Annotated in this window: 32 protein-coding genes; 11 read left to right on the forward strand and 21 right to left on the reverse strand. The window is 43.9% G+C overall.

What is annotated here, in order from left to right:
* The first annotated feature begins 2 nt into the window (after positions 1-2).
* Genes AC0J2F_RS06325 through AC0J2F_RS06345 form a run of 5 tightly spaced genes read left to right on the forward strand, consistent with a single transcriptional unit; the run spans position 3 to position 2,835 of the window.
* Entirely contained in the window at positions 3-359 is a 357-nt protein-coding gene (locus AC0J2F_RS06325) for a hypothetical protein (protein WP_473009307.1), read from the forward strand.
* Positions 360-617, forward strand: a complete 258-nt coding sequence (locus AC0J2F_RS06330; RefSeq protein WP_087524141.1) for a DUF3098 domain-containing protein — start codon at positions 360-362, stop codon at positions 615-617.
* A 3-nt stretch (positions 618-620) separates the two neighbouring features.
* Positions 621-1,412, forward strand: a complete 792-nt coding sequence (locus tag AC0J2F_RS06335; RefSeq protein ID WP_473009308.1) for an undecaprenyl-diphosphate phosphatase — start codon at positions 621-623, stop codon at positions 1,410-1,412.
* Position 1,413: 1 nt separating this feature from the next.
* Positions 1,414-2,106, forward strand: coding sequence for a tRNA pseudouridine(55) synthase TruB (gene truB / locus AC0J2F_RS06340; RefSeq protein ID WP_473009309.1), 693 nt, complete (start codon positions 1,414-1,416; stop codon positions 2,104-2,106).
* A 51-nt stretch (positions 2,107-2,157) separates the two neighbouring features.
* Positions 2,158-2,835, forward strand: coding sequence for an energy transducer TonB (locus AC0J2F_RS06345; protein WP_473009310.1), 678 nt, complete (start codon positions 2,158-2,160; stop codon positions 2,833-2,835).
* Here AC0J2F_RS06345 and AC0J2F_RS06350 read toward each other — a convergent pair.
* Positions 2,832-3,446 (reverse strand): thioredoxin family protein, encoded by a 615-nt coding sequence (locus tag AC0J2F_RS06350; RefSeq protein WP_473009311.1) that lies wholly within the window; start codon positions 3,444-3,446, stop codon positions 2,832-2,834. The two genes, AC0J2F_RS06345 and AC0J2F_RS06350, sit on opposite strands and share 4 nt — an antisense overlap.
* Positions 3,447-3,520: 74 nt before the next feature.
* On the opposite strand from AC0J2F_RS06350, the gene AC0J2F_RS06355 reads away from it, so the two are divergent.
* Positions 3,521-4,087 carry a DNA-3-methyladenine glycosylase I gene (locus tag AC0J2F_RS06355; RefSeq protein ID WP_473009312.1) on the forward strand — a complete coding sequence of 189 codons (567 nt, stop codon included), beginning with the start codon at positions 3,521-3,523 and terminating at the stop codon, positions 4,085-4,087.
* Positions 4,088-4,090: 3 nt separating this feature from the next.
* On the opposite strand, the gene AC0J2F_RS06360 is transcribed toward AC0J2F_RS06355, so the two are convergent.
* From AC0J2F_RS06360 to AC0J2F_RS06390, 7 genes are all read right to left on the reverse strand, one after another.
* Positions 4,091-4,450: a hypothetical protein gene (locus tag AC0J2F_RS06360; RefSeq protein ID WP_473009313.1), complete on the reverse strand. Its 360-nt coding sequence runs from the start codon at positions 4,448-4,450 to the stop codon at positions 4,091-4,093.
* Positions 4,451-4,644: 194 nt separating this feature from the next.
* The gene (locus tag AC0J2F_RS06365) at positions 4,645-5,943 is read right to left on the reverse strand and encodes an agmatine deiminase family protein (protein ID WP_473009314.1); all 1,299 of its coding nucleotides are present in this window, start codon (positions 5,941-5,943) and stop codon (positions 4,645-4,647) included.
* Between the two features lie 3 nt (positions 5,944-5,946).
* A complete protein-coding gene (locus AC0J2F_RS06370) occupies positions 5,947-6,387 on the reverse strand; it encodes a hypothetical protein (RefSeq protein ID WP_473009315.1) in 441 nt (146 codons plus the stop codon).
* Positions 6,388-6,446: 59 nt separating this feature from the next.
* A complete protein-coding gene (gene aat / locus AC0J2F_RS06375; protein ID WP_473009316.1) occupies positions 6,447-7,091 on the reverse strand; it encodes a leucyl/phenylalanyl-tRNA--protein transferase in 645 nt (214 codons plus the stop codon).
* A 157-nt stretch (positions 7,092-7,248) separates the two neighbouring features.
* On the reverse strand, positions 7,249-8,625 hold the full coding sequence (locus AC0J2F_RS06380; RefSeq protein ID WP_473009317.1) for a short-chain fatty acid transporter: 1,377 nt from the start codon (positions 8,623-8,625) through the stop codon (positions 7,249-7,251).
* Positions 8,626-8,638: 13 nt separating this feature from the next.
* Positions 8,639-9,013 (reverse strand): DUF3127 domain-containing protein, encoded by a 375-nt coding sequence (locus AC0J2F_RS06385; protein WP_473009318.1) that lies wholly within the window; start codon positions 9,011-9,013, stop codon positions 8,639-8,641.
* A gap of 4 nt (positions 9,014-9,017) precedes the next feature.
* Complete coding sequence (locus tag AC0J2F_RS06390; RefSeq protein WP_473009372.1) at positions 9,018-9,884, reverse strand: flavin reductase family protein; 867 nt, start codon at positions 9,882-9,884, stop codon at positions 9,018-9,020.
* Positions 9,885-9,991: 107 nt separating this feature from the next.
* Between AC0J2F_RS06390 and AC0J2F_RS06395 the strand changes: the two genes are divergently transcribed.
* Both AC0J2F_RS06395 and AC0J2F_RS06400 read left to right on the forward strand, forming a co-directional pair.
* Complete coding sequence (locus tag AC0J2F_RS06395) at positions 9,992-11,146, forward strand: sensor histidine kinase (RefSeq protein WP_473009319.1); 1,155 nt, start codon at positions 9,992-9,994, stop codon at positions 11,144-11,146.
* 9 nt (positions 11,147-11,155) lie between these two features.
* Positions 11,156-11,506, forward strand: coding sequence for a hypothetical protein (locus tag AC0J2F_RS06400; protein ID WP_473009320.1), 351 nt, complete (start codon positions 11,156-11,158; stop codon positions 11,504-11,506).
* Here AC0J2F_RS06400 and AC0J2F_RS06405 read toward each other — a convergent pair.
* A complete protein-coding gene (locus AC0J2F_RS06405; RefSeq protein WP_473009321.1) occupies positions 11,494-11,886 on the reverse strand; it encodes an HIT family protein in 393 nt (130 codons plus the stop codon). The two genes, AC0J2F_RS06400 and AC0J2F_RS06405, sit on opposite strands and share 13 nt — an antisense overlap.
* 84 nt (positions 11,887-11,970) lie before the next feature.
* Complete coding sequence (gene greA / locus AC0J2F_RS06410; protein ID WP_087524126.1) at positions 11,971-12,450, reverse strand: transcription elongation factor GreA; 480 nt, start codon at positions 12,448-12,450, stop codon at positions 11,971-11,973.
* Between the two features lie 172 nt (positions 12,451-12,622).
* Here greA and AC0J2F_RS06415 point away from each other — a divergent pair, with 172 nt between their 5' ends.
* Positions 12,623-13,060: a Rieske (2Fe-2S) protein gene (locus tag AC0J2F_RS06415; protein WP_473009322.1), complete on the forward strand. Its 438-nt coding sequence runs from the start codon at positions 12,623-12,625 to the stop codon at positions 13,058-13,060.
* Here AC0J2F_RS06415 and AC0J2F_RS06420 read toward each other — a convergent pair.
* From AC0J2F_RS06420 to AC0J2F_RS06455, 8 genes are all read right to left on the reverse strand, one after another.
* Positions 13,057-15,231 (reverse strand): TonB-dependent receptor, encoded by a 2,175-nt coding sequence (locus AC0J2F_RS06420; protein ID WP_473009323.1) that lies wholly within the window; start codon positions 15,229-15,231, stop codon positions 13,057-13,059. The genes AC0J2F_RS06415 and AC0J2F_RS06420 overlap by 4 nt on opposite strands.
* A gap of 402 nt (positions 15,232-15,633) precedes the next feature.
* Positions 15,634-16,035 (reverse strand): alternative ribosome rescue aminoacyl-tRNA hydrolase ArfB, encoded by a 402-nt coding sequence (gene arfB, locus AC0J2F_RS06425; RefSeq protein ID WP_087524123.1) that lies wholly within the window; start codon positions 16,033-16,035, stop codon positions 15,634-15,636.
* On the reverse strand, positions 16,035-17,627 hold the full coding sequence (locus tag AC0J2F_RS06430) for a DUF4301 family protein (protein ID WP_374957942.1): 1,593 nt from the start codon (positions 17,625-17,627) through the stop codon (positions 16,035-16,037). Before AC0J2F_RS06430 ends, arfB begins: the two co-directional genes overlap by 1 nt.
* Positions 17,557-18,129, reverse strand: a complete 573-nt coding sequence (locus AC0J2F_RS06435) for an AAA family ATPase (RefSeq protein WP_473009324.1) — start codon at positions 18,127-18,129, stop codon at positions 17,557-17,559. The genes AC0J2F_RS06430 and AC0J2F_RS06435 overlap by 71 nt, the downstream gene beginning before the upstream one ends.
* Positions 18,093-18,722: a nicotinamide riboside transporter PnuC gene (pnuC, locus tag AC0J2F_RS06440; RefSeq protein ID WP_087524120.1), complete on the reverse strand. Its 630-nt coding sequence runs from the start codon at positions 18,720-18,722 to the stop codon at positions 18,093-18,095. Before pnuC ends, AC0J2F_RS06435 begins: the two co-directional genes overlap by 37 nt.
* Positions 18,706-18,966, reverse strand: a complete 261-nt coding sequence (locus AC0J2F_RS06445) for a thiamine-binding protein (RefSeq protein ID WP_473009325.1) — start codon at positions 18,964-18,966, stop codon at positions 18,706-18,708. Before AC0J2F_RS06445 ends, pnuC begins: the two co-directional genes overlap by 17 nt.
* A complete protein-coding gene (locus AC0J2F_RS06450; RefSeq protein WP_473009326.1) occupies positions 18,963-19,676 on the reverse strand; it encodes a phosphoglycerol geranylgeranyltransferase in 714 nt (237 codons plus the stop codon). Before AC0J2F_RS06450 ends, AC0J2F_RS06445 begins: the two co-directional genes overlap by 4 nt.
* Entirely contained in the window at positions 19,654-20,292 is a 639-nt protein-coding gene (locus tag AC0J2F_RS06455; RefSeq protein ID WP_473009327.1) for a 4'-phosphopantetheinyl transferase family protein, read from the reverse strand. Before AC0J2F_RS06455 ends, AC0J2F_RS06450 begins: the two co-directional genes overlap by 23 nt.
* A gap of 72 nt (positions 20,293-20,364) precedes the next feature.
* Between AC0J2F_RS06455 and ahcY the strand changes: the two genes are divergently transcribed.
* A complete protein-coding gene (ahcY, locus tag AC0J2F_RS06460; RefSeq protein ID WP_473009328.1) occupies positions 20,365-21,681 on the forward strand; it encodes an adenosylhomocysteinase in 1,317 nt (438 codons plus the stop codon).
* Positions 21,682-21,734: 53 nt separating this feature from the next.
* On the opposite strand, the gene AC0J2F_RS06465 is transcribed toward ahcY, so the two are convergent.
* Positions 21,735-22,607 carry a hypothetical protein gene (locus tag AC0J2F_RS06465; RefSeq protein ID WP_473009329.1) on the reverse strand — a complete coding sequence of 291 codons (873 nt, stop codon included), beginning with the start codon at positions 22,605-22,607 and terminating at the stop codon, positions 21,735-21,737.
* Between the two features lie 51 nt (positions 22,608-22,658).
* Here AC0J2F_RS06465 and AC0J2F_RS06470 point away from each other — a divergent pair, with 51 nt between their 5' ends.
* Positions 22,659-23,018 (forward strand): TM2 domain-containing protein, encoded by a 360-nt coding sequence (locus tag AC0J2F_RS06470; RefSeq protein ID WP_272831327.1) that lies wholly within the window; start codon positions 22,659-22,661, stop codon positions 23,016-23,018.
* A gap of 409 nt (positions 23,019-23,427) precedes the next feature.
* Here AC0J2F_RS06470 and rpmA read toward each other — a convergent pair whose 3' ends face one another.
* Positions 23,428-23,691, reverse strand: coding sequence for a 50S ribosomal protein L27 (rpmA, locus tag AC0J2F_RS06475; protein WP_087524113.1), 264 nt, complete (start codon positions 23,689-23,691; stop codon positions 23,428-23,430).
* Positions 23,692-23,723: 32 nt separating this feature from the next.
* Positions 23,724-24,419: a 50S ribosomal protein L21 gene (rplU, locus tag AC0J2F_RS06480; protein ID WP_473009330.1), complete on the reverse strand. Its 696-nt coding sequence runs from the start codon at positions 24,417-24,419 to the stop codon at positions 23,724-23,726.
* Between the last annotated feature and the right edge of the window lies 1 nt (position 24,420).

The raw sequence follows: 24,420 nt of genomic DNA on the forward strand, positions 1-24,420 counted from the left end.
GTATGCGAAAAACAGTTTTAATAATCTTTGGAACACTCTTAGCCTTTATCTTACTTTGTGTCTTGCTCTTGGAGCTGTTGGTAATAAGAGACACCCAACCTCATGATTGTTTGGTAAAACAGGTCAAAATAACGGCGGTAGAAGCAGGTAGTGATTTTGATATTTTTATTACTGCGGATACGGGCCAGCGCTACTATATCAATCGGGGGCTAGAACAAGGTCTGACGTTAAATTCTTTGAAAAAGACCACTTTGAACCGGACCGCTAGCGTACATTTAGCTAAATTTGCCCTTGGAGTGTCCAATCATATCTCGCAGTTGCAAGTAGGAGATTCCATAATTTTTACAGAATTCAAGTAAATGGGAGAACAAAAACGTAAACAACAGTCCAAGCCTCAGTTTGTCTTTAACAAAAAGAACTATCGCTTTATGTTGATCGGGCTAGCCTGTATCGCTCTAGGTTTTATTCTTATGGCAGGTGGCGGCAGTGACGATCCTAACGTTTTTAATCCAGACATCTATCACTGGCGAAGAATCCGTTTAGCCCCATTCTTGGTTTTACTTGGCTTTGGGATCGAAGTATACGCCATCTTACTCAAAACAGACAAGGAGCAATAATTCATGGAGCTTCTAGACGCTATTATTCTTGGGATCATTCAGGGATTCACCGAATTTTTACCTGTGTCTTCCAGCGGCCATTTGGAGCTTGGAAAAGCTATTTTGGGCGGCAATGCAGTGCCGGAAGAGAGTTTGTTATTTACTGTTGTCTTGCACTTTGCAACAGCCCTGAGTACTATAGTTGTTTTTAGAAAAGACATTTGGGAGATCTTAAAAGGTCTGCTGAGCTTTAAGTGGAACGAACAAACACAATTCTCTTTAAAAATTGTGATCTCCATGATCCCCGCTGCCTTGATCGGGTTTTTCTTTGAGTCCGAATTGGAAGCATTTTTTGGTGGAAATATCGCCTTTGTCGGAGCCATGCTCTTGCTAACGGCTGCGCTTTTATTTCTGGCCGATCGCGCGAAGAATACCCTTAAGCCCGTTTCTTATAGCAATGCTTTTGTAATTGGAGTTGCCCAAGCAGTGGCCATGTTGCCAGGTATTTCTCGCTCAGGTTCGACCATAGCTACTTCTGTACTCTTGGGTAATGATAAAGGAAAAGCTGCGCGTTTTTCATTTTTAATGGTCATTCCGCTGATCTTTGGAAAGATCGCTAAAGACATTTTAGACGGAGCTTTGAGCAGCCCGGATACTCAATTCGTAGTTTTAGGCGCCGGATTCATCACTGCTTTTATCTGTGGGATCATTGCCTGTACTTGGATGATACAACTGGTAAAGAAATCTAAGCTCACCTATTTTGCTATCTATTGCCTTTTGGTAGGACTCCTTGCCATAGGCGTGAGTTATTACTAAGATGACCGGACAAGACTTTTTAGACGGACAACTACTGCTAATAGACAAACCTCTGGAATGGACTTCCTTTCAAGTGGTTAACAAAGTGCGATGGCTTATTAGAAAGCAATTCGGCTTTAAAAAGATCAAAGTAGGGCATGCCGGAACTTTAGACCCATTGGCCAGTGGTTTACTGCTGATCTGCACCGGAAAGTTTACCAAGCGCATCACGGAGTTTCAAGCGCAGCATAAAGAATACACCGGGACCTTTACCCTTGGAGCTACCCGCCCGAGTTTTGATATGGAAACCGAGATCGATCAGGAATTTGACCTGAGTGGATTAACTGAGGCTGCTATAGAAGCTGCGACTCAACAATTCCAAGGAACCATAACCCAATATCCTCCAATTTTCTCCGCAGTAAAACAAGACGGAAAACGTCTCTACGAACTCGCCCGGAAAGGACAACAAATAGAAATAAAACCCAGAGAAGTTGAGATCCTGCACTTCTCTTTAAGTCGAATAGCGCCGCCAGAGGTGGATTTTATAGTGCAATGCAGTAAAGGAACCTATATAAGATCTCTAGCCAATGATTTTGGTAAGGCTTTAGACAATGGGGCATATCTTTCTGCCTTAAGACGCACTAAAATTGGGACCTACAGCGTTGAAGATGCAATGGACATAACCGCATTCGAAGATTACATAAGTAGTTTGTAATTAAGTTTTTACCCGCAATTCAGCTTATATTAGCAATACGAATTCAGCCCCATGAAGTACACTCCGTCTTTAAAAGCTTTTATACTCTCGTTCCTGATCACCGGGAACTTGGCACTATTGCTTTGGGGTTTTCAGATCAGAAAAAAAGTAGCAGAAGATCGGCAGACCGAATACGATATAGAGCTGCTGGCAGACCTTTTAGAAGAAGAACTCCAAGAAGAAACCACAGCTTCTGCGCAGCAAACTAAAACCCACAAGGCCTTTAACGAGACCCGCAAAGAGCTCACTGCCTTAAGCAACCAATCTCAAGAAGATCAAGACGATTTTGACCAACGCCTAAAGGCGCTAGATCAAGCCATTAAAGATGTAGAGAGCGCCAAAGACAATCCAAGTTTTGAAAAAACGGACCCTTACGAGGCTCCAGAAAAAAAGGTAGTAGATGGCAATGAAAGCAATACTAGTATCCGCTATCGTCTGGTTGACCGCAATGCCTTATATGTTCCCAACCCGGTCTATACCTGCGCTGCCTCCGGAACCGTGGTAGTAAACATCAGTGTAGACGCAAAAGGACGGGTCATTGCGCAAAGTATAAACGAGAATTCCAGCAGCACCACTAACGGTTGTCTCTGGGATGCTGCTTTAGACTATGCCTCTCAAACTGTATTTTCTAAAGCGCAAAGAAACAGCCAACTCGGCAGTATCACCTATTATTTTCCCGGTCAGGGTTAGAGCAGTTCCAAAAGATCTGCTGCTATGGCTTTACCCTTATCCTTATTGTACCAAACTTGCAAGTCTTGTTTGAATTCTGGAGTGAGTTTTCCGTGTTCTGCCTTAAAGATGTTGACCATGGCCGTTGCCGGAGTTGGTCTTGGCCCCCAGCTGCCCAATAGCTCTTTACGGGTATTGTCAAAAGCGATAAGTTTAGGGATAGATCGAGCGCCTTGGGTCAGAAAAGCATCCATCAATTCTAAATTCTCATCGCGTAATAGGATCTTGAGCTCGATATTGGGATTTTCCTGGACAAAGGCATCCATGATGGGCGTGGCATGAGCTGCATCTCCACACCAGCTTTCCGTTAGAACCAGCCAAGTTAGGGGCTTATCTCTTTTGGCAATTTGCGCTCGAGTAGCCTCGTCCAATTTAAAGGTTTTGGCCCAGCGTTTCATTCGTCTGTCGTTTAAGAGCGTGTATTGCGCCAAAGACTCCGTGACTTCCGGACCAGTATTGGTATCGTTTTCCACGTGTTGCTTAACCAATTCCTTGTACTCTTGATAACTCATAGCCTTCTCTAGCCCTTGCTGAATTAAATCCAATGTTGGGGTTTCCATGATACTTTCCATAGCCAATCAGACGCAAATAAAATAAAAAACTTACTACCTTGATCGTTCCTAAGAACAATCCTAATTATTCGATCATGGATAAAATCAATCGATGCGCTTGGTGTGGGGATGATCCGCTCTATGTGAAGTACCACGACAAAGAGTGGGGAACCCCTGTTTACGACGATGATACCCTTTTTGAATTCCTGATCTTAGAAACCTTTCAGGCGGGATTGAGTTGGATCATCGTGTTGCGCAAACGCGAAAACTTTAGGCGCGCTTTTGACCGTTTCGACTATAAGAAGATTGCCAAATACGGAGAAGATAAGGTAGCTGAGCTATTATTGAACCCGGGAATTATCCGCAACAAACTCAAAGTAAGAGCAACAATTAGCAACGCCCAAGCCTTTATGAAGGTTCAAGAGGAGTTTGGAAGTTTTAGCGATTATATATGGGGGTTTACCGAGGGCAAACCAATAACCAACAGTTATAAGAGTTTAAAGGAAGTTCCTGCCAACACTCCCTTAAGCGATACCATTAGTAAGGATCTTAAAAAGCGCGGGTTCAAATTTGTGGGCACAACCGTGATCTACGCTCATATGCAAGCCACAGGCATGGTCAATGACCACCTTACTTCTTGCTTCAGATACAAGGAGGTCTAAAACCTATTCCTTCTCCTTTAATAATTCGTATTGGGCTTTGTAGGTCTGCGCCAAGTCAAATTCTTTAAGCGCCTCTAGTGTTTCTGCAAATCGAAGATATTCGATAGCTTCAGGCTTTTCGTTAAGGGCAAACAGCTTGACATACCATTTCTTCGCTTCAGTATAATTCTTTTCTAAGAAACGTCCACTGGCTAGTTTTTGATAGACCTGAGCAGAATGATAACCTTGAGCCACCACGTCTTCGTATACTGCTAACACATCGATCTGGGTTGAGGAGACTGCAGGTCCTTGCTGGTTATCGGCCTGGGCTAAAGCTCCACAGGAAAACAGGGAAAGTGCGAGTAAGCAAAGATACTTTGACATATACAGGGATGAATTTGAAAGCAAATTTCTGCCAAAACTGTGAAGTTTAATAGATTAAACCTCTTATTCACAGTATTGTAGGAAACTACGGCAAGGTACGAATTTTAAAGTAAATCTTCTGGCGCAGTCGCCTGCCAATTTTTACGGAGAAACCCCAAACCCCTCACCAATTTGGTAAGGGGTAGCGATTTGTTCTATTGCTTTATGAGTTTACGCTGTACGGATCCGAATTCACCCTTAAAAGTGACTATAAGTGTGCCGCTCCAGATTGGATTGAGGTCTAGTTGTATCACTCCGTTGCTGCTTTGTACTGCGGATGTGTACAATCGCTGTCCGTAAATGTTGTGGATCTCAACACTTACTGGTCCTCCGATATTATTGAGTCTAAAATTGACACGATCATCGGCCGGGTTTGGATAAGGCCCTATAATGTTGTTATCTGCCCACTCGGCAGCAGAGAGGGTAGCCACGTCTATGGTCCAATAACCCTCTGGCGCAACTATGGGTCTGGTTAGTTGTTTGCCAGAATTGGCCTCTGCCCAGATATAATATTCAATATCCACATCAGAAGGGATCGTCAAATTGGCTGTCCAATCGTCTCCTCCAGCCGGAGTCATATCGATCTCATTATAAGCGCCAGCTCCTGTTTCTCGCCAAAATACCTTAGCCTGATTGATGCCTGAGTTGTGTTTGATCATAGCGTCAAAAACCACATTGAGTCCTTCTGTAGCTTCTGCCACAGGCTGGTGCACTATCCACAAAGGCTCGGCCACACCAATAGAATGCGTGATGCAATGAATCGCTCCAAATAGAGCTATCAAGTTCTCTCCGGAGTTATCCACATCTATACCCACCACATTGTACCCTGGTAATAATTCTTCATATTTGGCCAAGGCAGGCCCATCTACTGCTGGTCGATAGGTAGGCACTATAACTGTTCCGTTGATAAAAACAGAATTCGAATAGGTTCTATAATAGCCTCCGGTATCTGGATAATTGCCTCCCACACTTGGCGGCGCGTCTATCCATTCGACCTTGTAAGGCGTTCCAAAAGGCGAGTTGAAATTGCTCAAAACATAATCGATATTGGCTTCGATCTGTGGGCCGTCGGCCACGCCAGGAGGATATTTACTTACAAGCAAGGTTTCCTCATCTAGCAACTTCATATGCATGTCGATATGATGGATTAGATCGTAATCCAACATATCCATTTTAATATAATTAGAGATGCCCATATAATCGAGCATGATATCATCTATCTGAGCTTCTGTTTTAGGGCTTACACCGTAAGGGTTCCCTGGCTCATTCTCTTCTAAGATAAGCTTAGAGGCAAATCCGTTACCCAGACCGTCGCTCATAAAGTTACCTCCCGTGTTGACAAGGTCGTTAGTGCCAGAATCGGTAATATAGATAGGGCTGCCAGTATAGGTAGCATGGGCAGAAGGAATAACATCGTCCAATGGCCGCGGTCTGTTGTAAATCCAGTCTACCAAGGCTCACTCGCCTACATCGTCTGAGTAGACAGTGTTCCCAGCGTAATCGCGGATCCAGATACTGTTCCAGGGTTGATCTAAAAAGATCACATTGGTCAAATCAACACCGTTTGATGATAAATAAGAGGCTACGGAGGCTTCATTTTGGGTCACAATGATCACTTTTGCCTCTTCTACGGCAGCTGCCACTATTTGGCGTAGTATGTTTGGAAAAGCAGGTTCCCAAGTAATCACAAGATACTCGATCTCTTCCCATTCGGCCATTGTTCTAACCGCTGAACTGGGTGGAGGGGTTGGAATCGCACTTGCAAAGGTCATTTCACTGACCAATAGCGATTCTTCTTCTGTAATGTAATTGGGTAAAGGGGAATCGGATTGTGAAAATCCAACAAAAGGCATGGCAAGTATAAAGGCCAAAGCCATTATTTTTTTGATAGGGGTCATAGCGCTTTAGTTTAAGTAGGACTCGAATATACTGATTTTCAGCGGAAATACTAAGAGAACTACTCCTTGAGATATTCTAAAAAGTCTGCACGTACTATCTCTCTAGCCCCCAAACTCGCCAAATGATCTGTATACATCTGACAGTCAATCAGCTTGTAATTCTGCTCCAAAAGTGATGCTGCTAAAAAGCTGAATCCAACCTTAGAGGCATCGGATCGTTTTGAGAACATACTTTCTCCGCAGAAAACCTTGAACTCCGGCAGGTCAATGCCGTAAAGTCCACCAACCAATTCGTCTTGATACCAAACCTCAACGCTATGGGCATGTCCCATTTGATGCAATTCTATATAGGCCTGAACCATTTCTTCGGTGATCCAGGTGCCTAACTGATCGGGTCTGGGTGCAGCCCCACAAGCACGAATCACTGCTTCAAAACAGGTGTTTTGGGTTATTGCAAAGCCACCTGTTCGAATAGACTTACGCAAACTTTTAGACCGTTTAAACTCAGCAGGAAACAAAACCATCCGCGGATCTGGACACCACCATAAAGGTGGGTCGCCATCTGAGAACCAGGGAAAGATCCCAGAGCGATACGCCAGCAATAAACGCTGCGGCTTTAAATCTCCACCTAGAGCCAATAAACCATCTGCTCTGGCCTCAGTTGGGTCCGGAAATCTCAAGGATTGATCTAAAAAATGGAGCATGACGAATCTACTAACTGTCGGATATTGCGAATGTTAGAAATTTTTATAACCTTTACAAAACCTAAAGTGGTAGGTTTTTTTTAATTTATTTGAGTTTGCCATTTTAGTAACCTAAAACCAACGAAACTAACCCTGCTTCTGGCGGGGTTGTTTTATTTTACAGCAGTAATAAGCCTGCAATAAAAACTGCACTACCCACCAACATAATGATCAAAGTATAAGGTAAGATCTCTTTGGCTTTGAGTTTGGTGATTCCCAAAAGCGGTAAGGCCCAAAAGGGTTGTAACATATTGGTGATCTGATCCCCGTATGCCAAGGCCATTACTGCTTTTGGCAATGGCACGCCAAGCTGCATGGCCGATTCGATAACGATAGGGCCTTGCACAGCCCATTGGCCACCACCACTGGGCACAAAGATATTGACCAATCCAGCGCTAAAGAAAGTAAAGATAGGAAGCGTGGTCTCATTGGCAATGGACACAAAAAAGTCTGCAATTTGCCCTACCATGCCACTCTCTGCCATAATCCCCATGATCCCAAAATAGAGTGGGAATTGTATCAAAATACCCGCCGCGCCCTTTATAGCTTCTTCTACAGCTGCCAAGAACGAATTGAACGATCCGTGAAGCAGTAGCGCCATCCCAAGCATAAAGAAGTTCAGCATATTGGGGGTTAAAGTTAGTTGCAGTAGTTGCGATCCGTATTGGTATAGAAAAGTACCCAACACAAGTAGCCCGACTCCACGACCAAACCACAAGGAAGCGTCTAAGCGCTCGGCAGCTCCCTCGGCCTGTTGCGCAGTTGTCTCTAAACTATATGGTCTAACATGAACCTCAGTGTGGGGGGCGTGCTTAGATAGCCGATAGAATACCAGTGGAATTAGAATGAGTAATAGTGCAAATAGCAAGAGGTTCCACCAGCTGAAAATAGTTGCACTGCCCGGAATGGCATCTGGTAGTTGCGCCAACACAGCTGTATCTGAAATACCTGCCATGATCTGCTGTAAATGTCCGGATTCGGCTACTTTTAATGGAGCGGAACCACTTATGCCGCCATGCCAGATCATCAATCCGCAGTAACCTGCAGCTCCAACAAGTGGATAATTGATCTTAAAACCGCGTTGGGTAGAAGCTTCTGCTACCTTTCTAGCCATAATGGCTCCGAAGATCAATCCCAACCCCCAATTAAAAAAGGAGACCAAAAGCGTACTTACGCTTACCAGCAAGACCGCCTGCGCCGTATTGCTGACCAAACCCGTTAGGCCCTGAATGAGTCGATTCATGGGCGCGCTGAGCACCAGAATATGACCCAATACCAATATGAGCATCATTTGGTAGCCAAAAACCAATAGGTCCTTGTTCCAGATACCCCGCTCCCAGTAAGAGAGCAATTCTAAAAAATGAGATCCTTCTGCGGGGGCAGGAGTTGTGAGTAAGGCCAGAACCAAGGTGGTCAAGGTAAGCAGCACCGCAATAGTAAAGGGTGCCGGCAAAAACCGTTTAAAGATGACCTCTATGGTTCGGGTAAAGCCCACTTAAGCTTTTGGCTTAAAAGGGGAGATCGTCGTGATCTTCCTCGCTAAACTCGCTAGTTGGCTCAAAGGCATCGGCCGGTGGTATAGGCGGCATGTCTGAAGGGAGGTCGGCCTCCATGCGCTCAATACGCCATCCTTGGATAGAATTGAAATACTTAGTTTCTCCTTGTGGATTCACCCATTCGCGACCTCTAAGGTTAATACTGATCTTAACAGATTCCCCGACTTTAAAGTTGTTCAATAGGTCTGTCTTATCCTGAACGAATTCTATCATTAAATGCTGCGGATACTGCTCTTCTGTAGTGAGCACTACTTCGCGTTTTCTGAATCCGTTAGAACCGTAGGTTTTGGTTTCGTCTATGAGTTTTAAAGTTCCTTGTACTTCCATAATCTTACTTTGATAAGAGCACTTTCCAGGCGTCTGAAACGGCTCCTTTGGCGATATAATTTTTTGCTAGTTGATGTTTTTGCTCACGATCTCCTTGGATCAAAACCTCCGGATGAAAGGCCTCCATAAAGCTGGCGCTTTCAACCTCGGTAGGCAATTGTTCTACATTGCCCAATTGACCCAGATCGTTTCCGCTTAAAATAGTACTCAAACGGATCTGCTCCGGAATCTGATCCACACCAATACCAAGTGTGCTCAATGGTTTAGGCACCTCGAACATTCCAGTCTTTGCCCGGCTGTACCAATTACCACCCATACGAGCCACCGTGTCTATCTTAGCGGCATCGATACGACCTTCATTGTCTAAGATCTCTTCTTTTATGTGCATGCGAACTACCTGCGCGATCACAAGGTTTCCCGCTCCGCCTTCTTCTCCCAAGGCAACCACATTTAGCACCTTGCATTCGAGCTGAACAGGCGCTTCTGCAACGCGCGGAGGAATGACAAGTTCGGAGGGTAACTCGGTAAGACCGGCTTTCACGAACTCGTTCACTCCTTTAGGGTATTCGGTAGAAGAAAGTGACATTTGTTGCACCATGTCGTAGTTGACAATATTGATCACAACTTCTGGCACATCCAAGACATTCTCTAGGGTGTGTTTTACGGTATTGTCCCTAACTCTGCGAGCTGGTGAAAAGATCACTACGGGTGGATTGGCGCTGAACACATTGAAAAAACTGTAAGGCGAAAGGTTAACCTTTCCGTCTTTATCTACCGTACTTGCAAAAGCGATTGGACGCGGAGATACCGAGGCCAATAAAAAACCATGCAATTTGCCCGTTGAAATGTTTTCCGGATGTATTGTAAGCATGGCTACAAAGGTAATTATTCTCTTAGGTGAATCACAAAAAAGGGGGCTAAATCCGTACAATAATTTCAACATAATTACATTATATTTAGCCAGAGACAGCTCAGGCTATGGAGATAAATACTCGTTTTACGCGCAGAGCGATCATCGTGTTCACTTTGGTCATTGTAGGGATAGTTGGCTACAACACCTATTTGTTCTACAATCAGCTCAAAGACAACGAACGCGACAAGATGCAGATCTTTGCCAAGGCCTTACAAGAAATGGCAGAGACCAGCACTGATGAACTAGGCACGGACCAGAGCCCGCTGATCATTGAGGTCATTAGAAGCAATACTACTACGCCGCTCATTCTTTATACACACAAAGGAGATTCCTACGATTTGAGCAATATACCCCAGGGTGCACAGCTCAGCAGAGAAGAGATAGAGCAAATGGTGGAACAGTTCAAGCAAACCAACTCACCTATAGAAACGCGTTTTGAGGGAGAAGTGCTGAACACCATCTACTACGGAAACGCCCCGATTATCAACAAAGTAAAATACTATCCGCTGGCCATTTTGCTGGTCATTCTACTTTTTGTGGGATTCATTTATTTCTTTTACCAGACCACTAAATCGGCCGAACAGAATAAGCTTTGGGCAGGGATGGCCAAAGAAACGGCCCATCAGATCGGCACGCCACTATCTTCTCTTGTAGGATGGACAGAGATCTTGAAAGCAGAGAACACCAATCCGGCCTATATCGCAGAAATAGAAAAAGATATTAAACGCCTACAAACCATTACAGAAAGATTCTCCAAAGTAGGCTCTAAACCCAATTTAGAAGAGCGGGATGTGGTTAAAGAAACCCAGTTGGCCTACGACTATCTCAAAGCCCGAACTTCTAAACTGATTCAGTTCGAATTGGATCTGCCTCAGAAGAAGATCCCTGTGATGCTCAACGAACAACTATTTGGTTGGACAGTTGAGAATTTGGTGAAAAACGGAATCGATGCTATGAAAGGCAAAGGTACTATCAGCATAGAAATCAGCGAGCAACCCAAAACGGTTACCATACATATCACTGATACTGGGAAAGGAATTCCAAAAAGAAACTTCAAGAAGATTTTTAACCCGGGCTTTACCACCAAAAAACGCGGTTGGGGCTTGGGTTTGTCGCTGGCCAAGCGTATTATCGAAGAATATCACGAAGGCAACATTCGAGTGCTAAAGAGTCAAATCGACTCCGGAACTACGATGGAAATTCAACTCAAACGCCTTTAAAACGCATCTATGACCACTACTTCTAAACTCATTAGAAAAGCAGAACTCAAAACCAACTGTCCGGAGTGTTATACCACAGACGGATTGATGGTGGAATTCTATCAGCCCTATGTAAACGGCCGCTGGTATAAGCGGTTTCTTGATGAACTGAGCTCCAAGATGTATTGCACCAAATGTGAAACAGAGATCTTTCCGGTCTCTTGGACTCCAGATATTGAAAGGGTTTACGACTATCACAAAAAGAGCACCAAGATGCGCTCTTCTAAAAGGCATTGGAAACCTCTTGCCTTCATTGTAATGCTAACAGGGATCGCTTTGGTCGCGACCGCTGTTGTATTTGGATTGAATTATTTAAGCTGATCGCGAATAGCTGCGGCAGTGGCTTCAAACTCCTCTTGACTCATACTTACCTTTTCTGAAAAAGTCATCTCGCCCATGTGATTCAAAGGGATAAGATGCACGTGTACATGCGGAACTTCTAGTCCTATCACCGCCATTCCCACACGTTTACACGGAATTGACTTACCGATAGCCAAAGCCACTTCCCGAGAGAATGCCATAAGGCCTTGGTAGGTCTCTTGATCCAGATCAAAGATCTTGTCGACTTCTTTTTTGGGAATGCAGAGGGTGTGTCCTTTGGCATTCGGATTGATATCTAAGAATGCATAAAATTCTTCGGTTTCGGCGATCTTATAAGAAGGGATTTCGCCTTGAACGATCTTAGTAAAGATACTGGCCATAGGTCTGTTGTTTATCGGAATCTAAAAATAGCAAATAAAAAAGCCCCGTTAAAGAACGAGGCTATATAATTTATGTGGAAGGATCTATGCTCCTCTGGTGATCTCCATGATCTCGAACTTCACTGCGCCATTTGGCACTTGAACCTCGGCAATCTCTCCCACTTTCTTACCTAACAACCCTTTGCCGATAGGCGAATCTACAGAGATCTTTCCGCTTTTTAGATCGGCCTCACTTTGAGCAACCAATTTATAGGTCATCTTGGCATTGTTCGCTGTGTTCTTAATGGTAACAGTAGAGTGCACCAATACTTTAGATGTGTCTAACTGAGACTCGTCGATAAGTCGCGCTCCGGCCAAGGTCTCTTCTAGCTTGGAAATTCGCATTTCCAACAAGCCCTGCGCTTCTTTAGCTGCGTCATATTCGGCATTTTCAGAAAGGTCTCCCTTATCTCTGGCCTCGGCAATAGCCTGTGAAGCCTTAGGACGCTCTACATCTTTGAGGTGATTGAGCTCCTCACGTAGTTTCTTTAATCCTTCTGCGGTGTAATAGGATACATTACTCATAACTTCATTCTTTTAACGCCCTGTAGAGGGCGCCTGTTCAAAAAACACAAAAAATCCCATGCAGCACGGGATTTCGTGTGTAAAGATACTAAATTTTTAAATTTTCAGTCAGAATACACTAATTTGCACTCCCTTGAGTTTAATAGTCAAGGATTATAAATTGTTATAAAAAATGAAAGCATTCAGATTTGTACTTTACGTAATGGCTGTTGGTTTGATGAGTGTCGGATGCAGTGGCGATGATGGCCCGCTGCGCGCCAATCCGAATCTTCCCAACATTAACGTGAATCTTACGCTAGATCTGAACCTTCCGCAGTACAATCCTTTAAACTTTCCTGGAAATTCCTTTGTAACTGGCTTACAAGGAATACGTGGTATAGTGATCTACAACATAGACAACAGTCAATATACAGCCTTCGAGATCGCTTGCCCCAATACGCCTTTAAGCGATTGTTCTACCATGACTGTGGACGGGCTTACAGCCACTTGTCCTTGTAATGGCAATCAGTACAACATCATTACCGGACAATTAACGGCAGGCGAAGGACAGTACCCGATGCTCACCTACCGTATTTCTAGATCCGGAGATCAACTTACCATCAATAATTAGAACTGGATACTCGCGCCCACTAAGAAATTAATGGTCGCCTGAGGAAAAAATCCAGCGCCTTCAATGGTAGTAACGGTTCCGGGATTACTAAAATCGTCGTCAAAGGTGAAGAAGTAGCCGTTAGATACATACTCCACGTTGAATATATTGTTCACCAACCCACTAAAGACAATGCGCTCTACTAGTGGGGCAGTTTCCCAGCTGTAGCTAATGTTCAAGTCGTTAACAAAGAAAGAATCTAACAAAGAGGCTTCACTATCAATGTTGCCCATATATTGCTCACTCACGTACTTAGACAAGAAACTAATCTGCAGATCCTCTTGTGGCATATACGTTAAAATACTTCCTGCAATCAATTCTGGAGAGAAGGAAATGTTTGTAGTACCCAAGTTTACCAATTCGCCATCGCGTGAGGTTGTAAAATCTTGGTTCTTATTGCTGCTGATTGCAATATTGGGTCGCCAGTTTAGTTTTGGAGCAATTTGTAAATTAGCCTCAACTTCCAAACCTAGGCGGTAACTTTTTCCGCTAGTGGCGCGAATCGGTTGCCCAACGTCATCCAAAGCTCCAGTCAATACCAATTGGTTGCGGTAATTCATAAAATATGCATTAGCACTGAAACTGTTCTTGCTCGCTGTATGACGCCATCCAAGTTCAAAGTCGTCTAAGGTCTCTGCAGTGGTTACGCCGTTTTCGTAATCTGCGCGTCTTGGTTCTCTATTGGCTCGTCCATAAGATGCATACAGCTGATCATTACTGTTGATTTTATAGCTCGCACCAGCCTTAGGGTTGAAAAAACTGAAGTTATCATCTACATTCAGCTCAATGAGATCTGAAGTGGTTCCATCTGCCTGATAATCGATGAACCGGCCTTGCAAATCGGCAAATACGGTCCATTGATCATCGATACGATAAGTGGCCTTGGCAAAAGTGGTGAACTCGTTCTTAGTACCTGTTCCGAAGTAGTAACGGTCGCGAATTTGAGAACCACCAGCATTCTGGGCCCAAATCACTTCTCCAAAGTGATCTCCTCCGTAGTAACTATAAAAGAAACCACCAACTATATCTACCGTATTGTCCTTGTAGTTTACAGAAGTATTGACCACGTAATAGTCGTTATCCAACCATCGGCGACGCACCAAATCTGTAGTATTGATCACTTCACCGCCGAGTTCAATTGGCGTAAATCCATAGGTCTCGAAATCTTCATCTTCACGATACTGCTCAAAGAATCCGCGGCCATAAGTATAGTTAAGCCCTACCGTAGCAGACCAGTTGTTATCAAAACGCTGGTTCCAATGCAGTTGATAGTGATCTTGCGCATAATCATCTACCTCATTGTCGTAGAACTGAATGTTTCCATTGGCATCGGTGAACTGCCCTACTGGGTTAAAAGTTCTATTGGTCTCAAGGGTTTCTCTATCAATTCCGAAGTACGCTTGATAGGTCAATTCACGACCACCAAAAGCGATAGCTTTAACCAGAGTATTCTCTCCCACATAAGCAGCTTGTAAGAAATAGGATTTTAGATCGGAAGTGGCTCGGTCTATATACCCATCCGAAGTAATATTAGATAAACGCCCTGCTATCTCCCATTTGCCATTGAGCAATCCGGTAGAGAACTTTAAAGTGTGTTTTCGAGTGTTGAAAGACCCAAAGGAGTTCGCAAATTCTCCGTTGGCCTCTTCTGAGACAGCGTCCGTCAAAATATTCAAGCTTGCACCGAAAGCGCCAGAACCGTTAGTAGAAGTTCCTACCCCACGCTGTAACTGTAGGTTCTCTACAGAAGATGCAAAGTCCGGCAGGTTCACCCAAAAGGTCCCCTGACTCTCAGCATCATTAAAAGGGATTCCGTTAAGGGTAACATTTACGCGGGAAGCATCGCTACCGCGGACGCGAATTCCGGTATAACCTACACCTGCCCCAGCATCACTATTGGTTACTACACCTGGCAAATAATTCAATAAAATTGGGATGTCTTGCCCTAAATTTCTCGGAGCAAGTTCCTCTTTGGTGACATTGCTGTGCGTGATTGGAGAGTCTGCCTCCACCCGTACAGATTTTACAAGAACCTCATCTAGAGCTTCTACTTTGGTTGTGTCAATTACTGTTTGCGCTTGTGCCATCCAGGTAGTCATTCCTGCAAATAGCACGACCATTAAACGTTTCATTCGTCTGTGGATATCTATCCGTTTTAGAGGAATAAAAAGAGGTAATTATTCTATGTTGGTTAAAAGTATTTACTGCGGATGCAGTCCATTGAAGTGGGGTTCCAGATTCGCATCAAGAACAACAACATTCGATCGTCGAGCTACGGCTTTCAACCAATAATTAGGTTAATCTCTGCTTTGAAATAATCATCACAAAGCGCGCGCAAAGGCATCTGTTCAAAATCGAACTAAAACATCCAACGCGACAAGCCAGCACCTCACTAAAAACGTCCACTGGACGTTTTCTTAACGTTCGGCTTCCTAAACGGCATTACCCGTTCCAGGTTCAATGGGTATAATCTCAGCCTTGTTTTTACACAAAGCACCCCTTTGTTGAGATCGTGATACAAAGATAAGGAAAAACTAGATTTGCGGCGGACGACGATCTGCTTTTTTTTGCGATTGTCGTTTTTTGTCTTCGCTGCGCTTTTGCTTAACCGCTCGTGGTATGCGAGTCGCTTTGCGCGTTTTTTCTGTCTTTAATCCTTGCTGCAAGAGGTTAAAGAAACGTTGGATCACCAAACGCTTATTTCGAACTTGACTCCTGGTCTCTCCGCAGTGCAATTGCAATTGCCCGTTGGAAGTTAGCCTTGAAGCCAGTCGGGTTTTTAAGAGCGTTTTCTCATCTTCGGTTAAACCCAAAGAGTCATAAAGGTTAAAGCTTAAAACAACCTTGGTCGCAACCTTATTGACATGCTGCCCTCCAGAGCCACTGGAGCGAGCCATCTTAAAATGTAATTCGCTTAAGAGTTGCGCTCTATCCATTACATATTGGGTCGGTGCTCGCGTTGTAAGAGATCGTTGACCGTCTTAACCGGGTTAAAGGTCAATAGAGGAACTTCTACAAAAATGGTATTCCAATGCGCCATAGAACCGTTCCACAATCCTGGCAATTCTAAGGCTTTTACAATATTGCCGTCTTTGTCCTTATGGGTAATAAAACCAGTGTTCGGGTCGGTAAAGGCAGAAAGATCAAACTTGTCTCCTTTGTAATCGCGAACCCCGCAAACCAGATCTACCGGATTAAAGTGGGTTGACTCGTGGAATATATTGCGCTGCGATGGATCTTTGAGATCTATCTGTGCAGATTCTACAATTTGCAAGGACTGCACGCCATCTTTATCCACAACCCAAAACGGTCCTCCGCCAGGAGATCCTGTATTTTTTACCATACCACATACGCGGGTAGGTCTGTTCAGTAAGCTCAGCAAATGCAAAATACTGTTGCTCACATCTTTAATATTGAGCTCGTTCCACATAAAGGATTTTACCTCGGTAACTAGTTCCGGGTCTATCTCCTCTTGCCGCAACTCTTTCACATAATGATGGATCTTATGTTGCAACCACAACAGCTTTCCGGCTAACATTTTCTTGTAGCCAGAGATCTCTTCCACGTACTCTTCTGCAATGACATTGTCTATATTCTTAATGAAAACAACATCGGCATTGATCTCGTTTAAGTTTTCCAATAGCGCTCCGTGACCTGCTGGACGAAATACTAGTTTCCCCTCCTTATCGCGAATGGGCTCATTGTTGATGTCTACCGCTATGGTATCTGTAGAGCTCTTTTGAAAGGAATACGAAACATGAACCTCTTTCTTGGTCTTTTTTTCAACCCGACTCTTTATACTCTCAAACGCCTCTTTGAAATACTCCACGTGTATCGGAGCAAAGGTGAAATGAACAAAGACCTCATCGCGATTAGCTGCATAGAAGCAACCTTCATAAAGTTGCTCTTCAAAAGCGGTTGTGAAGTGCTTGTTGTATTTGTGAAATGGGATTAGCCCTTTAGGCAAACGAGCAAAGTTAAGTCCCTTTTCTGACAAGAGAACCTCTGCCACAATAAGTGCACGCTGCCCTTTAGTTTTGTATTTGTAATCCGGATAGAGTTCGCGGACCGCCTTGCGCAGTGAATTAGCAAAAGCAAACTCAGAAAACGAATTCAAAAACTCCTCTAATTGAGTCAACCTGTGGTGAGCAATAAAATCTTTGAGTTTTTCCTTATCAGGATCGTAATGGGTAAGCAGCGTATTTAAGGTCTGGAACATGCGCGTGGCAGCGCCAGATGCCGGCACGAATTTGACAATATCAGAACTGTTCTTGTGTTTGTCAAAGTATTGAATATACTTCTTGCGCTCCTCAGAATTAAAATTGCTTATCCCGTTGCCGATCACTGCTGGGGTATTGATCTTGGTGGGTGGGAAACCCCTTTTAAACATCTCGAGCTGTCCTAAAACTTGTGCTTTTGACAAGCCGTGTTGCTCAATTTGTTGTTCGTCTTCTCGGTTAAAATCCATGCCGTCTTTCGCGGTATTTGTCAATTTCAAGAATGGCCGTTTCCAATCTTGTCTGTTCATCACCTTTTAGCAACAAATGGGGAGCATCTTGCTGCTTTAATCGTTCTTCAAAAATAGAAAATAGTTTTTGTCTATCGAAAGGACGGTCTCTCAAGGGATCATTTTCCCAAGGCGCATCGATATAAGTCAATAAATAAAGGTCGTAATGCATCTGGGTCAAACCCTGCTCTAATTCCGCAGGGATCTCTCCAAAATAATAGTCCGAATAACAGGCAATCTCCAAAAGGTTAGTGTCGCAGAAAAGCAGTGAATTGGCCACGGCTAAGGCTTCGTTCTCCGCGCGAATTTGTCCTTGAGCTATGGGCAGAATATCTGAAAGATCCGATCGGAAAGGATCCCTGACAACAACTTGCTCATAGTAATGACGCATGTATTCGGCCACATAAACAGTCTCATAATGAGCTGCCAGGGCTTTTGCCAAGGTGGTCTTTCCGGTAGATTCCGGGCCAACTATGGCAACCTTTATCAGCTCGCTATTTTGTTGTCTAAGTGTTTCTTCCACGCGTAATAGCCTTGAATAGCTAGAAAGGTAAAAATTAAATACTGTAAAGCAAGCATACCCCAACCTCGGTAGGCATAGAGTGGAACACTGATCACATCTGCAAAGATCCATAAGGTCCAGTTCTCCAATTTCTTGGTCGCCATATACCACATGGCAGTAAAGAATATACCAGAAGTAAAGATGTCGATGTAATTAGACGTGCCTATTGTTGTCCCAGAGGCCGTATAGACTCCATAAGTCACTGCCATGGTGAGCAAACAGAGGCCGAAACCTATCCATTTCTCACGACTGTTTGTCCGACTTACTTTTACCACCAAAGCATCGTCTTTTCGGCGTGCCCAGTTCCACCAACCGTAGATACTCATGGCCGAATAGTAGACATTCATCATCATATCGCCCAAAAGCTCATCTTGCAAAAAAATGTAGACCGTGATAACAGTCGCGACCAAGCCTGTCGGATAAACCAGAATATTTCGCTTTTTGGCGTAGATCACACTGGCAATTCCAAAGACGAAAGCCACGGCTTCCAGTACAATCAACGAGGTTGTGCGTTCGTAGTACGGAGAAAGGAAAAAATCAAAAATGGGGTTCATAGTCGCTTCTATCGCTTTTAACCATTTTTAAATATAAGACCACTTGATTCAGATCTATAAAGGCCTCTTTTACTGCGGAGTTCAACAAATCCATCACCTGGTCATAGGGCCCGTAAACCTGTGTGCTCAAAGGATTCTCCAATACAGTGAGCCCAGAAGCTCTTAAGGTTTTTATAAAGGCGATTATTGGAGCTTCAAAATCATCCTGTAAAGGGCTCAAAGTAAGTTCTACAGATACATTCATCGGTTGTGATTTTCAAATACGGTTCCCATGACCAAAAGATTAGCTCCTGCGTCATAGGCGGTTTTCATTTGTGCTTCGGAGCGAATCCCTCCACCAACAATAAGTGGCAAATTAATTGCAGCTCGTACTGCGCTAATAATCTCCGGACGTACTGGATTTAGTGCACCACTTCCAGCTTCCAGATAAACACAACGCGCTCCGCAGTACTGTGCTGCCAGAGCTACTTCGACCACGGTTTCTACATCGTCTTGCGACATGGCCCGGGTTTGGGTAACACGAGCGACCGCAGACTGATTCCCTCCATCGATCAGTAAATAAGCCGTCGGGATGACCTCCAAAGAGGAATGTCTTAAAAACTTTGCGGCTTTGCGTTGTTGCCCGATCAAATATTCAGGATTATCTCCGGAGTAGAGAGAGAGGAATAAGACAGCATCCGCAGCATCGGTCAATTGATCATGACTCCCCGGAAACAAAACAATTGGTAGGCCCGCCGGTCTGAGACTGGCTACAGTTCCTGCCGTTGCACCTGTGGGAACCTCACTGCCTCCTACAAAAAGATGCGTGGTTTGCTTCGGTATCACAGTCAAGAATTCATGGGCAGAAGCGGGATCGAATTTGTCTGGATCTACCAGAATAGCTAATTGCCGCTTTCCAATCTGTGCTGCGCTCAATAGCGCTTGGATAATACTAGTTTGTCTTTGGGTATCCATAACAACAACTGAATCCATCAAACTCTAGAAAAAACACCTCGTATACACTCTTAGCTCCCTTGAAATCTATGGTGGCAGTAGTCTGCTGATCTACCCCTAAGTGAAAATCGTGTACATCTATATGCTGTAAGAAGCTCAATCCAGGTTGTCCGAACATTTTGTAAAGGGTTTCCTTGGCACACCAGACCAAACTCAATTTACGGATCAAGGCTTCTTCATTGGCCAGGGTTCTATATTCCTCCAGCGGTGTAAACTTATGGGCGATCTTAAGGATCTTTCCACGTTCTTTTTCTATATCAATACCAACGGCATTTGGCCCTACTATGATACCGGTAAACTCAAAGGAATGTGTAATACTGATCCCCGTCCCATCTTTTAGGTGCGGTTTGCCAAAATCATTGTAGTAGAGGTCGTGGTCGTTGTAACCGGCCATAGCCAACAAATGCCTGATACTTAAAAACCCTCGGCGGTGAATGTCACTTTTCATGCCTTGAACCCTATCGGCATGAGCTGGCTGCAATTCGATTCCGGCTGCAAGCTCCTCAAAAGTCTCTTCTATCTTCCAGAGATAAACAGTAGTCTGATTCTGAGCTGTTATAGTTTTGTAAAGAGGCACCGGAATTACTGGATATTGCTTAATTTTGCACAGCGCTAAAGCTGGCGCGGTATTAATATCAAATATACATATATGTCAACGAATACAACTGCATATACGCCTTATAAAGTTAAGGACATCAGTCTTGCAGACTGGGGACGCAAAGAGATTGAACTCGCTGAGGCAGAAATGCCAGGACTTATGTCCCTGCGTGAAGAGTACAAGAATGAGCAACCCCTTAAAGGAGCACGAATTGCCGGATGTCTTCACATGACCATCCAAACGGCAGTACTTATTGAAACCTTAGTTGCTCTTGGAGCCGAGGTAACTTGGAGCTCTTGTAATATCTTTTCTACGCAAGATCAAGCTGCAGCTGCTATTGCCGCTGCAGGAATTCCGGTTTATGCCTGGAAAGGAATGAACGAGCAAGAATTCGACTGGTGTATTGAGCAAACCCTTTTCTTTGGAGAAGACAGAAAGCCACTCAATATGATTCTAGATGATGGAGGTGACCTGACCAATATGGTTCTGGATAAGTATCCAGAATTGGTTTCCGGTATCAAAGGACTGTCAGAAGAAACTACTACTGGAGTTCATCGTTTGTATGAGCGTATGGCAAAAGGAACTTTGCCAATGCCAGCCATCAACGTAAATGATTCAGTAACCAAGAGTAAGTTTGACAACAAATACGGCTGCAAAGAAAGTGCGGTAGATGCTATCCGCAGAGGTACTGACATCATGCTTGCTGGTAAACGCGTTGTAGTTTGTGGTTACGGAGACGTGGGAAAAGGAACTGCGGCTTCCTTCCGCGGAGCAGGTAGTATTGTTACCGTAACCGAGATAGACCCTATCTGTGCGCTACAAGCTGCTATGGATGGTTATGAAGTTAAAAAATTAGAGACCGTAATCGGGAACGCTGACATTGTGATCACCGCTACCGGAAACAAAGACATTGTACAAGGACAACACTTTGAGGCTCTTAAAGACAAGGCTATTGTTTGTAATATTGGTCACTTTGACAACGAGATCGACATGGCATGGTTGAACAAGAACCACGGAGCAACCAAAGTAGAGATCAAACCTCAGGTTGATAAATACACCCTTAACGGAAAAGATGTGATCATCCTTGCAGAAGGCCGTTTGGTGAACCTTGGTGTTGCTACAGGTCACCCGAGTTTTGTGATGAGTAACAGTTTTACAAACCAGACCTTGGCACAAATTGAACTTTGGAACCACAGTGACAAATACGAGAACAAAGTGTATATGCTACCAAAGCACTTGGACGAAAAAGTAGCGAAATTGCACTTGGCCAAGATAGGTGTGGAACTTACAGAACTCAGAAAGGAACAAGCCGACTATATCGGAGTTCAGCAAGAAGGTCCTTTTAAACCAGAATACTACAGATACTAATAGTTTCTTAACGAAAAAGAAAACCCTCGCCAATCGGTGAGGGTTTTTGTTTGCTATTGTTTTATAAGCACCATGGACGCCGATTCTCCTTTTTCCATATTGGTAATCGCTTCTATAACATTGAGCGAATCTGAGAGTGTCAGTTGGACTGTGTTTGCACCAATGCTACCTGCACTTGTCGCCTCTACCTTTAGGGTTACTGGTTTACTGCTGAGCTTAATGGTGAAACTTTGTGGTTTATTGCCAATGGCCTCGTTTTGAATTAAGATCTTGTCGTCTGCATAAATGCTGATACGATCGCCGTCTTCTCGGCCTACATCGGTAAGTGTTAAAGTTACGCTATCGTCTTTGGAGAAGACCTGTACTACTTCGTCCGCTCGCAAGAAATTGGTATTTAAGGTGTCTAGTGTACGCAATAAATTGACCGCATCTTTCTTTTCTTTACTCACCAAGATACTTTTGTCTACAGCCTTATCTAGTCTTGCGGCGCGCTTCTCTATCTTGACCAAACTCTTCATATCAATCTCCCCGTCGATACAAGAACCTCCGTCGTCGTATTTGCCAACAAAAGTACCAGCGAGTTTTCTGCGGTCGTTGAGCTTGGCCAGACGGCCTTCAAAATGAATGTAACAGAAATCTGTCTGTGTAATTGGCGATTTGGTATAAACGATCCCCGACTCGCGAAACTTGAGCTGCTTCTCGTCTTTATCATAAGTTCCGGTGATCATACTCTTGGTCTCATGCGGCCCGGAAAGGTCTGTTATGGAATAACCTTTAATAAAACCATTGGTCTCCTCAAAGCTGAGTTTATAAGAGATAAAGGAGGAATCTGAAAGGGTGATCACCCCTAAATACTCGTGGGTGGTTTGGGCCGAAACGGTACTAGAAACAAGCACTATGGCCAAAATTAATTTTAAAAATCGCATTGAATTCGGATGATGTTCTGTATCTTGTTGTAAACTTAATCAATACAAATTATGAAATTAAAGTTTCTACTTTTATTTTTTGCATTGATCCTAGCCGCTCCGGTAGCGCAAGCTTCTTTCCCGGTGCAGCGAACTGCAACCGTGTCTGTTGAGGCACAAAGTGACGAGAATGCCGAAGTACTTTACTCGCCTGCAGCAGCAGGACAAAAAAGTCAAGGTGTTGCCTTATTGCTTTGGTTGTTCCTCGGTGGACTTGCAGCACACAGATGGTACTTAGGTAGCCCATGGTATTGGAACCTACTATTTATCATCACTGCTGGAGGTTTGTTAGTTTGGGCCATTATCGATTTAATTGACATCATTACCGGAAACTATCCGGCCAAAGGTGGCTTTAAATCAGAATTCTGGTAGGATCTAATTGCCGAAAGAATTAAAAACCCTCGCCCAAGGCGGGGGTTTTTTTATTGCTCTTTCTTACACAAAAAAAGCCCCTGCTAAAAGCAAGGGCTCTCTTATCTCAATACAAACTATTTCTTAAGCTTCTGAAGTGTGGAATAATTGAAACGTAAGATTTGTGAAAAATGTTTGAATCAGCTCGCTATCGCTCAGCTGATTCGAAAAACAAAAAAAGCCCCTGCTAAAAGCAAGGGCTCTCCTATCTCAATACAAACTATTTCTTAAGCTTCTGAAGTGTGGAATAATTGAAACGTAAGATTTGTGAAAAATGTTTGAATCAGCCCGCTATCGCTCAGCTGATTCGAAAAACAAAAAAAGCCCCTGCTAAATGCAAGGGCTCTCCTATCTCAATACAAACTATTTCTTAAGCTTCTCCGTGTGGAATAATTGAAACGTAAGACTTGTTGTTTCTCTTCTTTTCAAACTTCACAATACCGTCTACTTTGGCATGTAAGGTATGATCTTTTCCGGCGTATACATTCTCACCTGGATTGTGAGCAGTACCGCGTTGACGTACGATGATGTTCCCAGCAACGGCTGCTTGTCCACCAAAAATCTTTACGCCTAAGCGTTTCGATTCTGATTCTCTACCGTTCTTCGAACTACCAACTCCTTTTTTGTGAGCCATCTTCTTTCGGTTTTATAAGTTACTACTAGAGGTTATGCTTTACCTCCGTCTAATTTGTCTTGTAATTCTTTAAGCTCATCCCACTTACCATCGGCAGCAAGTTTAGCTTGTTGTGGCCAAGTGTCTGGAACGTGGTTTCCACGAACTCCAGCGATGATCTCACTGATCGCAGCTGGCTTTGCTTTGGCAAGGTCAGCAAAAGTAGCGATCCCTGCTGCAGCAAGAGTTTCTGCAATCTTAGGACCAATACCTTCGATCTTTTTAAGATCGTCTTTAGCGGCTTTCTTTGGAGCTGCCTTTTTTGGAGCTGCTGCCTTAGGAGCTTCTTTCTTAGCTGCAGGCTTAGCCGCTGCTTTTGGAGCCTCCTTCTTGGCTGCTGGCTTGGCTTCTTTCTTAGGAGCAGCTTTCTTAGCTCCAGAAGCAACAATGCTCTCAATTACGATCTCAGACAAATACTGTCTGTGTCCATTCTTTACTTTGTAACCTTTGCGACGTTTCTTTTTGAATACGATCACTTTGTCACCTTTTAAGTGCTTAAGCACCTTAGCACCTACTTGGGCACCTTCTATAACCGGGGCGCCAACAGTTACTTTGTCTCCATCGCCAATAAGAAGTACGTTGTCAAAAGCAACTTTCTTTCCTTCTTCTGTGGCCAAACGGTGTACAAAGACTTTTTGGTCTTTCGCAACTTTAAATTGCTGCCCTGCTATCTCTACAATTGCGTACATG

It is taken from the genome of Gilvibacter sp. CC01 (assembly GCF_055755295.1).

Coding starts and splice junctions, on each gene's coding strand:
- AC0J2F_RS06325 (WP_473009307.1), top strand. CDS start 3: ATGCGAAAAACAGTTTTAATAATCTTTGGAACACTCTTAGCCTTTATC.
- AC0J2F_RS06330 (WP_087524141.1), top strand. CDS start 360: ATGGGAGAACAAAAACGTAAACAACAGTCCAAGCCTCAGTTTGTCTTT.
- AC0J2F_RS06335 (WP_473009308.1), top strand. CDS start 621: ATGGAGCTTCTAGACGCTATTATTCTTGGGATCATTCAGGGATTCACC.
- truB (WP_473009309.1), top strand. CDS start 1,414: ATGACCGGACAAGACTTTTTAGACGGACAACTACTGCTAATAGACAAA.
- AC0J2F_RS06345 (WP_473009310.1), top strand. CDS start 2,158: ATGAAGTACACTCCGTCTTTAAAAGCTTTTATACTCTCGTTCCTGATC.
- AC0J2F_RS06350 (WP_473009311.1), bottom strand. CDS start 3,446: ATGGAAAGTATCATGGAAACCCCAACATTGGATTTAATTCAGCAAGGG.
- AC0J2F_RS06355 (WP_473009312.1), top strand. CDS start 3,521: ATGGATAAAATCAATCGATGCGCTTGGTGTGGGGATGATCCGCTCTAT.
- AC0J2F_RS06360 (WP_473009313.1), bottom strand. CDS start 4,450: ATGTCAAAGTATCTTTGCTTACTCGCACTTTCCCTGTTTTCCTGTGGA.
- AC0J2F_RS06370 (WP_473009315.1), bottom strand. CDS start 6,387: ATGACCCCTATCAAAAAAATAATGGCTTTGGCCTTTATACTTGCCATG.
- aat (WP_473009316.1), bottom strand. CDS start 7,091: ATGCTCCATTTTTTAGATCAATCCTTGAGATTTCCGGACCCAACTGAG.
- AC0J2F_RS06385 (WP_473009318.1), bottom strand. CDS start 9,013: ATGGAAGTACAAGGAACTTTAAAACTCATAGACGAAACCAAAACCTAC.
- AC0J2F_RS06390 (WP_473009372.1), bottom strand. CDS start 9,884: ATGCTTACAATACATCCGGAAAACATTTCAACGGGCAAATTGCATGGT.
- AC0J2F_RS06395 (WP_473009319.1), top strand. CDS start 9,992: ATGGAGATAAATACTCGTTTTACGCGCAGAGCGATCATCGTGTTCACT.
- AC0J2F_RS06400 (WP_473009320.1), top strand. CDS start 11,156: ATGACCACTACTTCTAAACTCATTAGAAAAGCAGAACTCAAAACCAAC.
- AC0J2F_RS06405 (WP_473009321.1), bottom strand. CDS start 11,886: ATGGCCAGTATCTTTACTAAGATCGTTCAAGGCGAAATCCCTTCTTAT.
- greA (WP_087524126.1), bottom strand. CDS start 12,450: ATGAGTAATGTATCCTATTACACCGCAGAAGGATTAAAGAAACTACGT.
- AC0J2F_RS06415 (WP_473009322.1), top strand. CDS start 12,623: ATGAAAGCATTCAGATTTGTACTTTACGTAATGGCTGTTGGTTTGATG.
- AC0J2F_RS06420 (WP_473009323.1), bottom strand. CDS start 15,231: ATGAAACGTTTAATGGTCGTGCTATTTGCAGGAATGACTACCTGGATG.
- arfB (WP_087524123.1), bottom strand. CDS start 16,035: ATGGATAGAGCGCAACTCTTAAGCGAATTACATTTTAAGATGGCTCGC.
- AC0J2F_RS06430 (WP_374957942.1), bottom strand. CDS start 17,627: ATGAACAGACAAGATTGGAAACGGCCATTCTTGAAATTGACAAATACC.
- pnuC (WP_087524120.1), bottom strand. CDS start 18,722: ATGAACCCCATTTTTGATTTTTTCCTTTCTCCGTACTACGAACGCACA.
- AC0J2F_RS06445 (WP_473009325.1), bottom strand. CDS start 18,966: ATGAATGTATCTGTAGAACTTACTTTGAGCCCTTTACAGGATGATTTT.
- AC0J2F_RS06450 (WP_473009326.1), bottom strand. CDS start 19,676: ATGGATACCCAAAGACAAACTAGTATTATCCAAGCGCTATTGAGCGCA.
- ahcY (WP_473009328.1), top strand. CDS start 20,365: ATGTCAACGAATACAACTGCATATACGCCTTATAAAGTTAAGGACATC.
- AC0J2F_RS06465 (WP_473009329.1), bottom strand. CDS start 22,607: ATGCGATTTTTAAAATTAATTTTGGCCATAGTGCTTGTTTCTAGTACC.
- AC0J2F_RS06470 (WP_272831327.1), top strand. CDS start 22,659: ATGAAATTAAAGTTTCTACTTTTATTTTTTGCATTGATCCTAGCCGCT.
- rpmA (WP_087524113.1), bottom strand. CDS start 23,691: ATGGCTCACAAAAAAGGAGTTGGTAGTTCGAAGAACGGTAGAGAATCA.
- rplU (WP_473009330.1), bottom strand. CDS start 24,419: ATGTACGCAATTGTAGAGATAGCAGGGCAGCAATTTAAAGTTGCGAAA.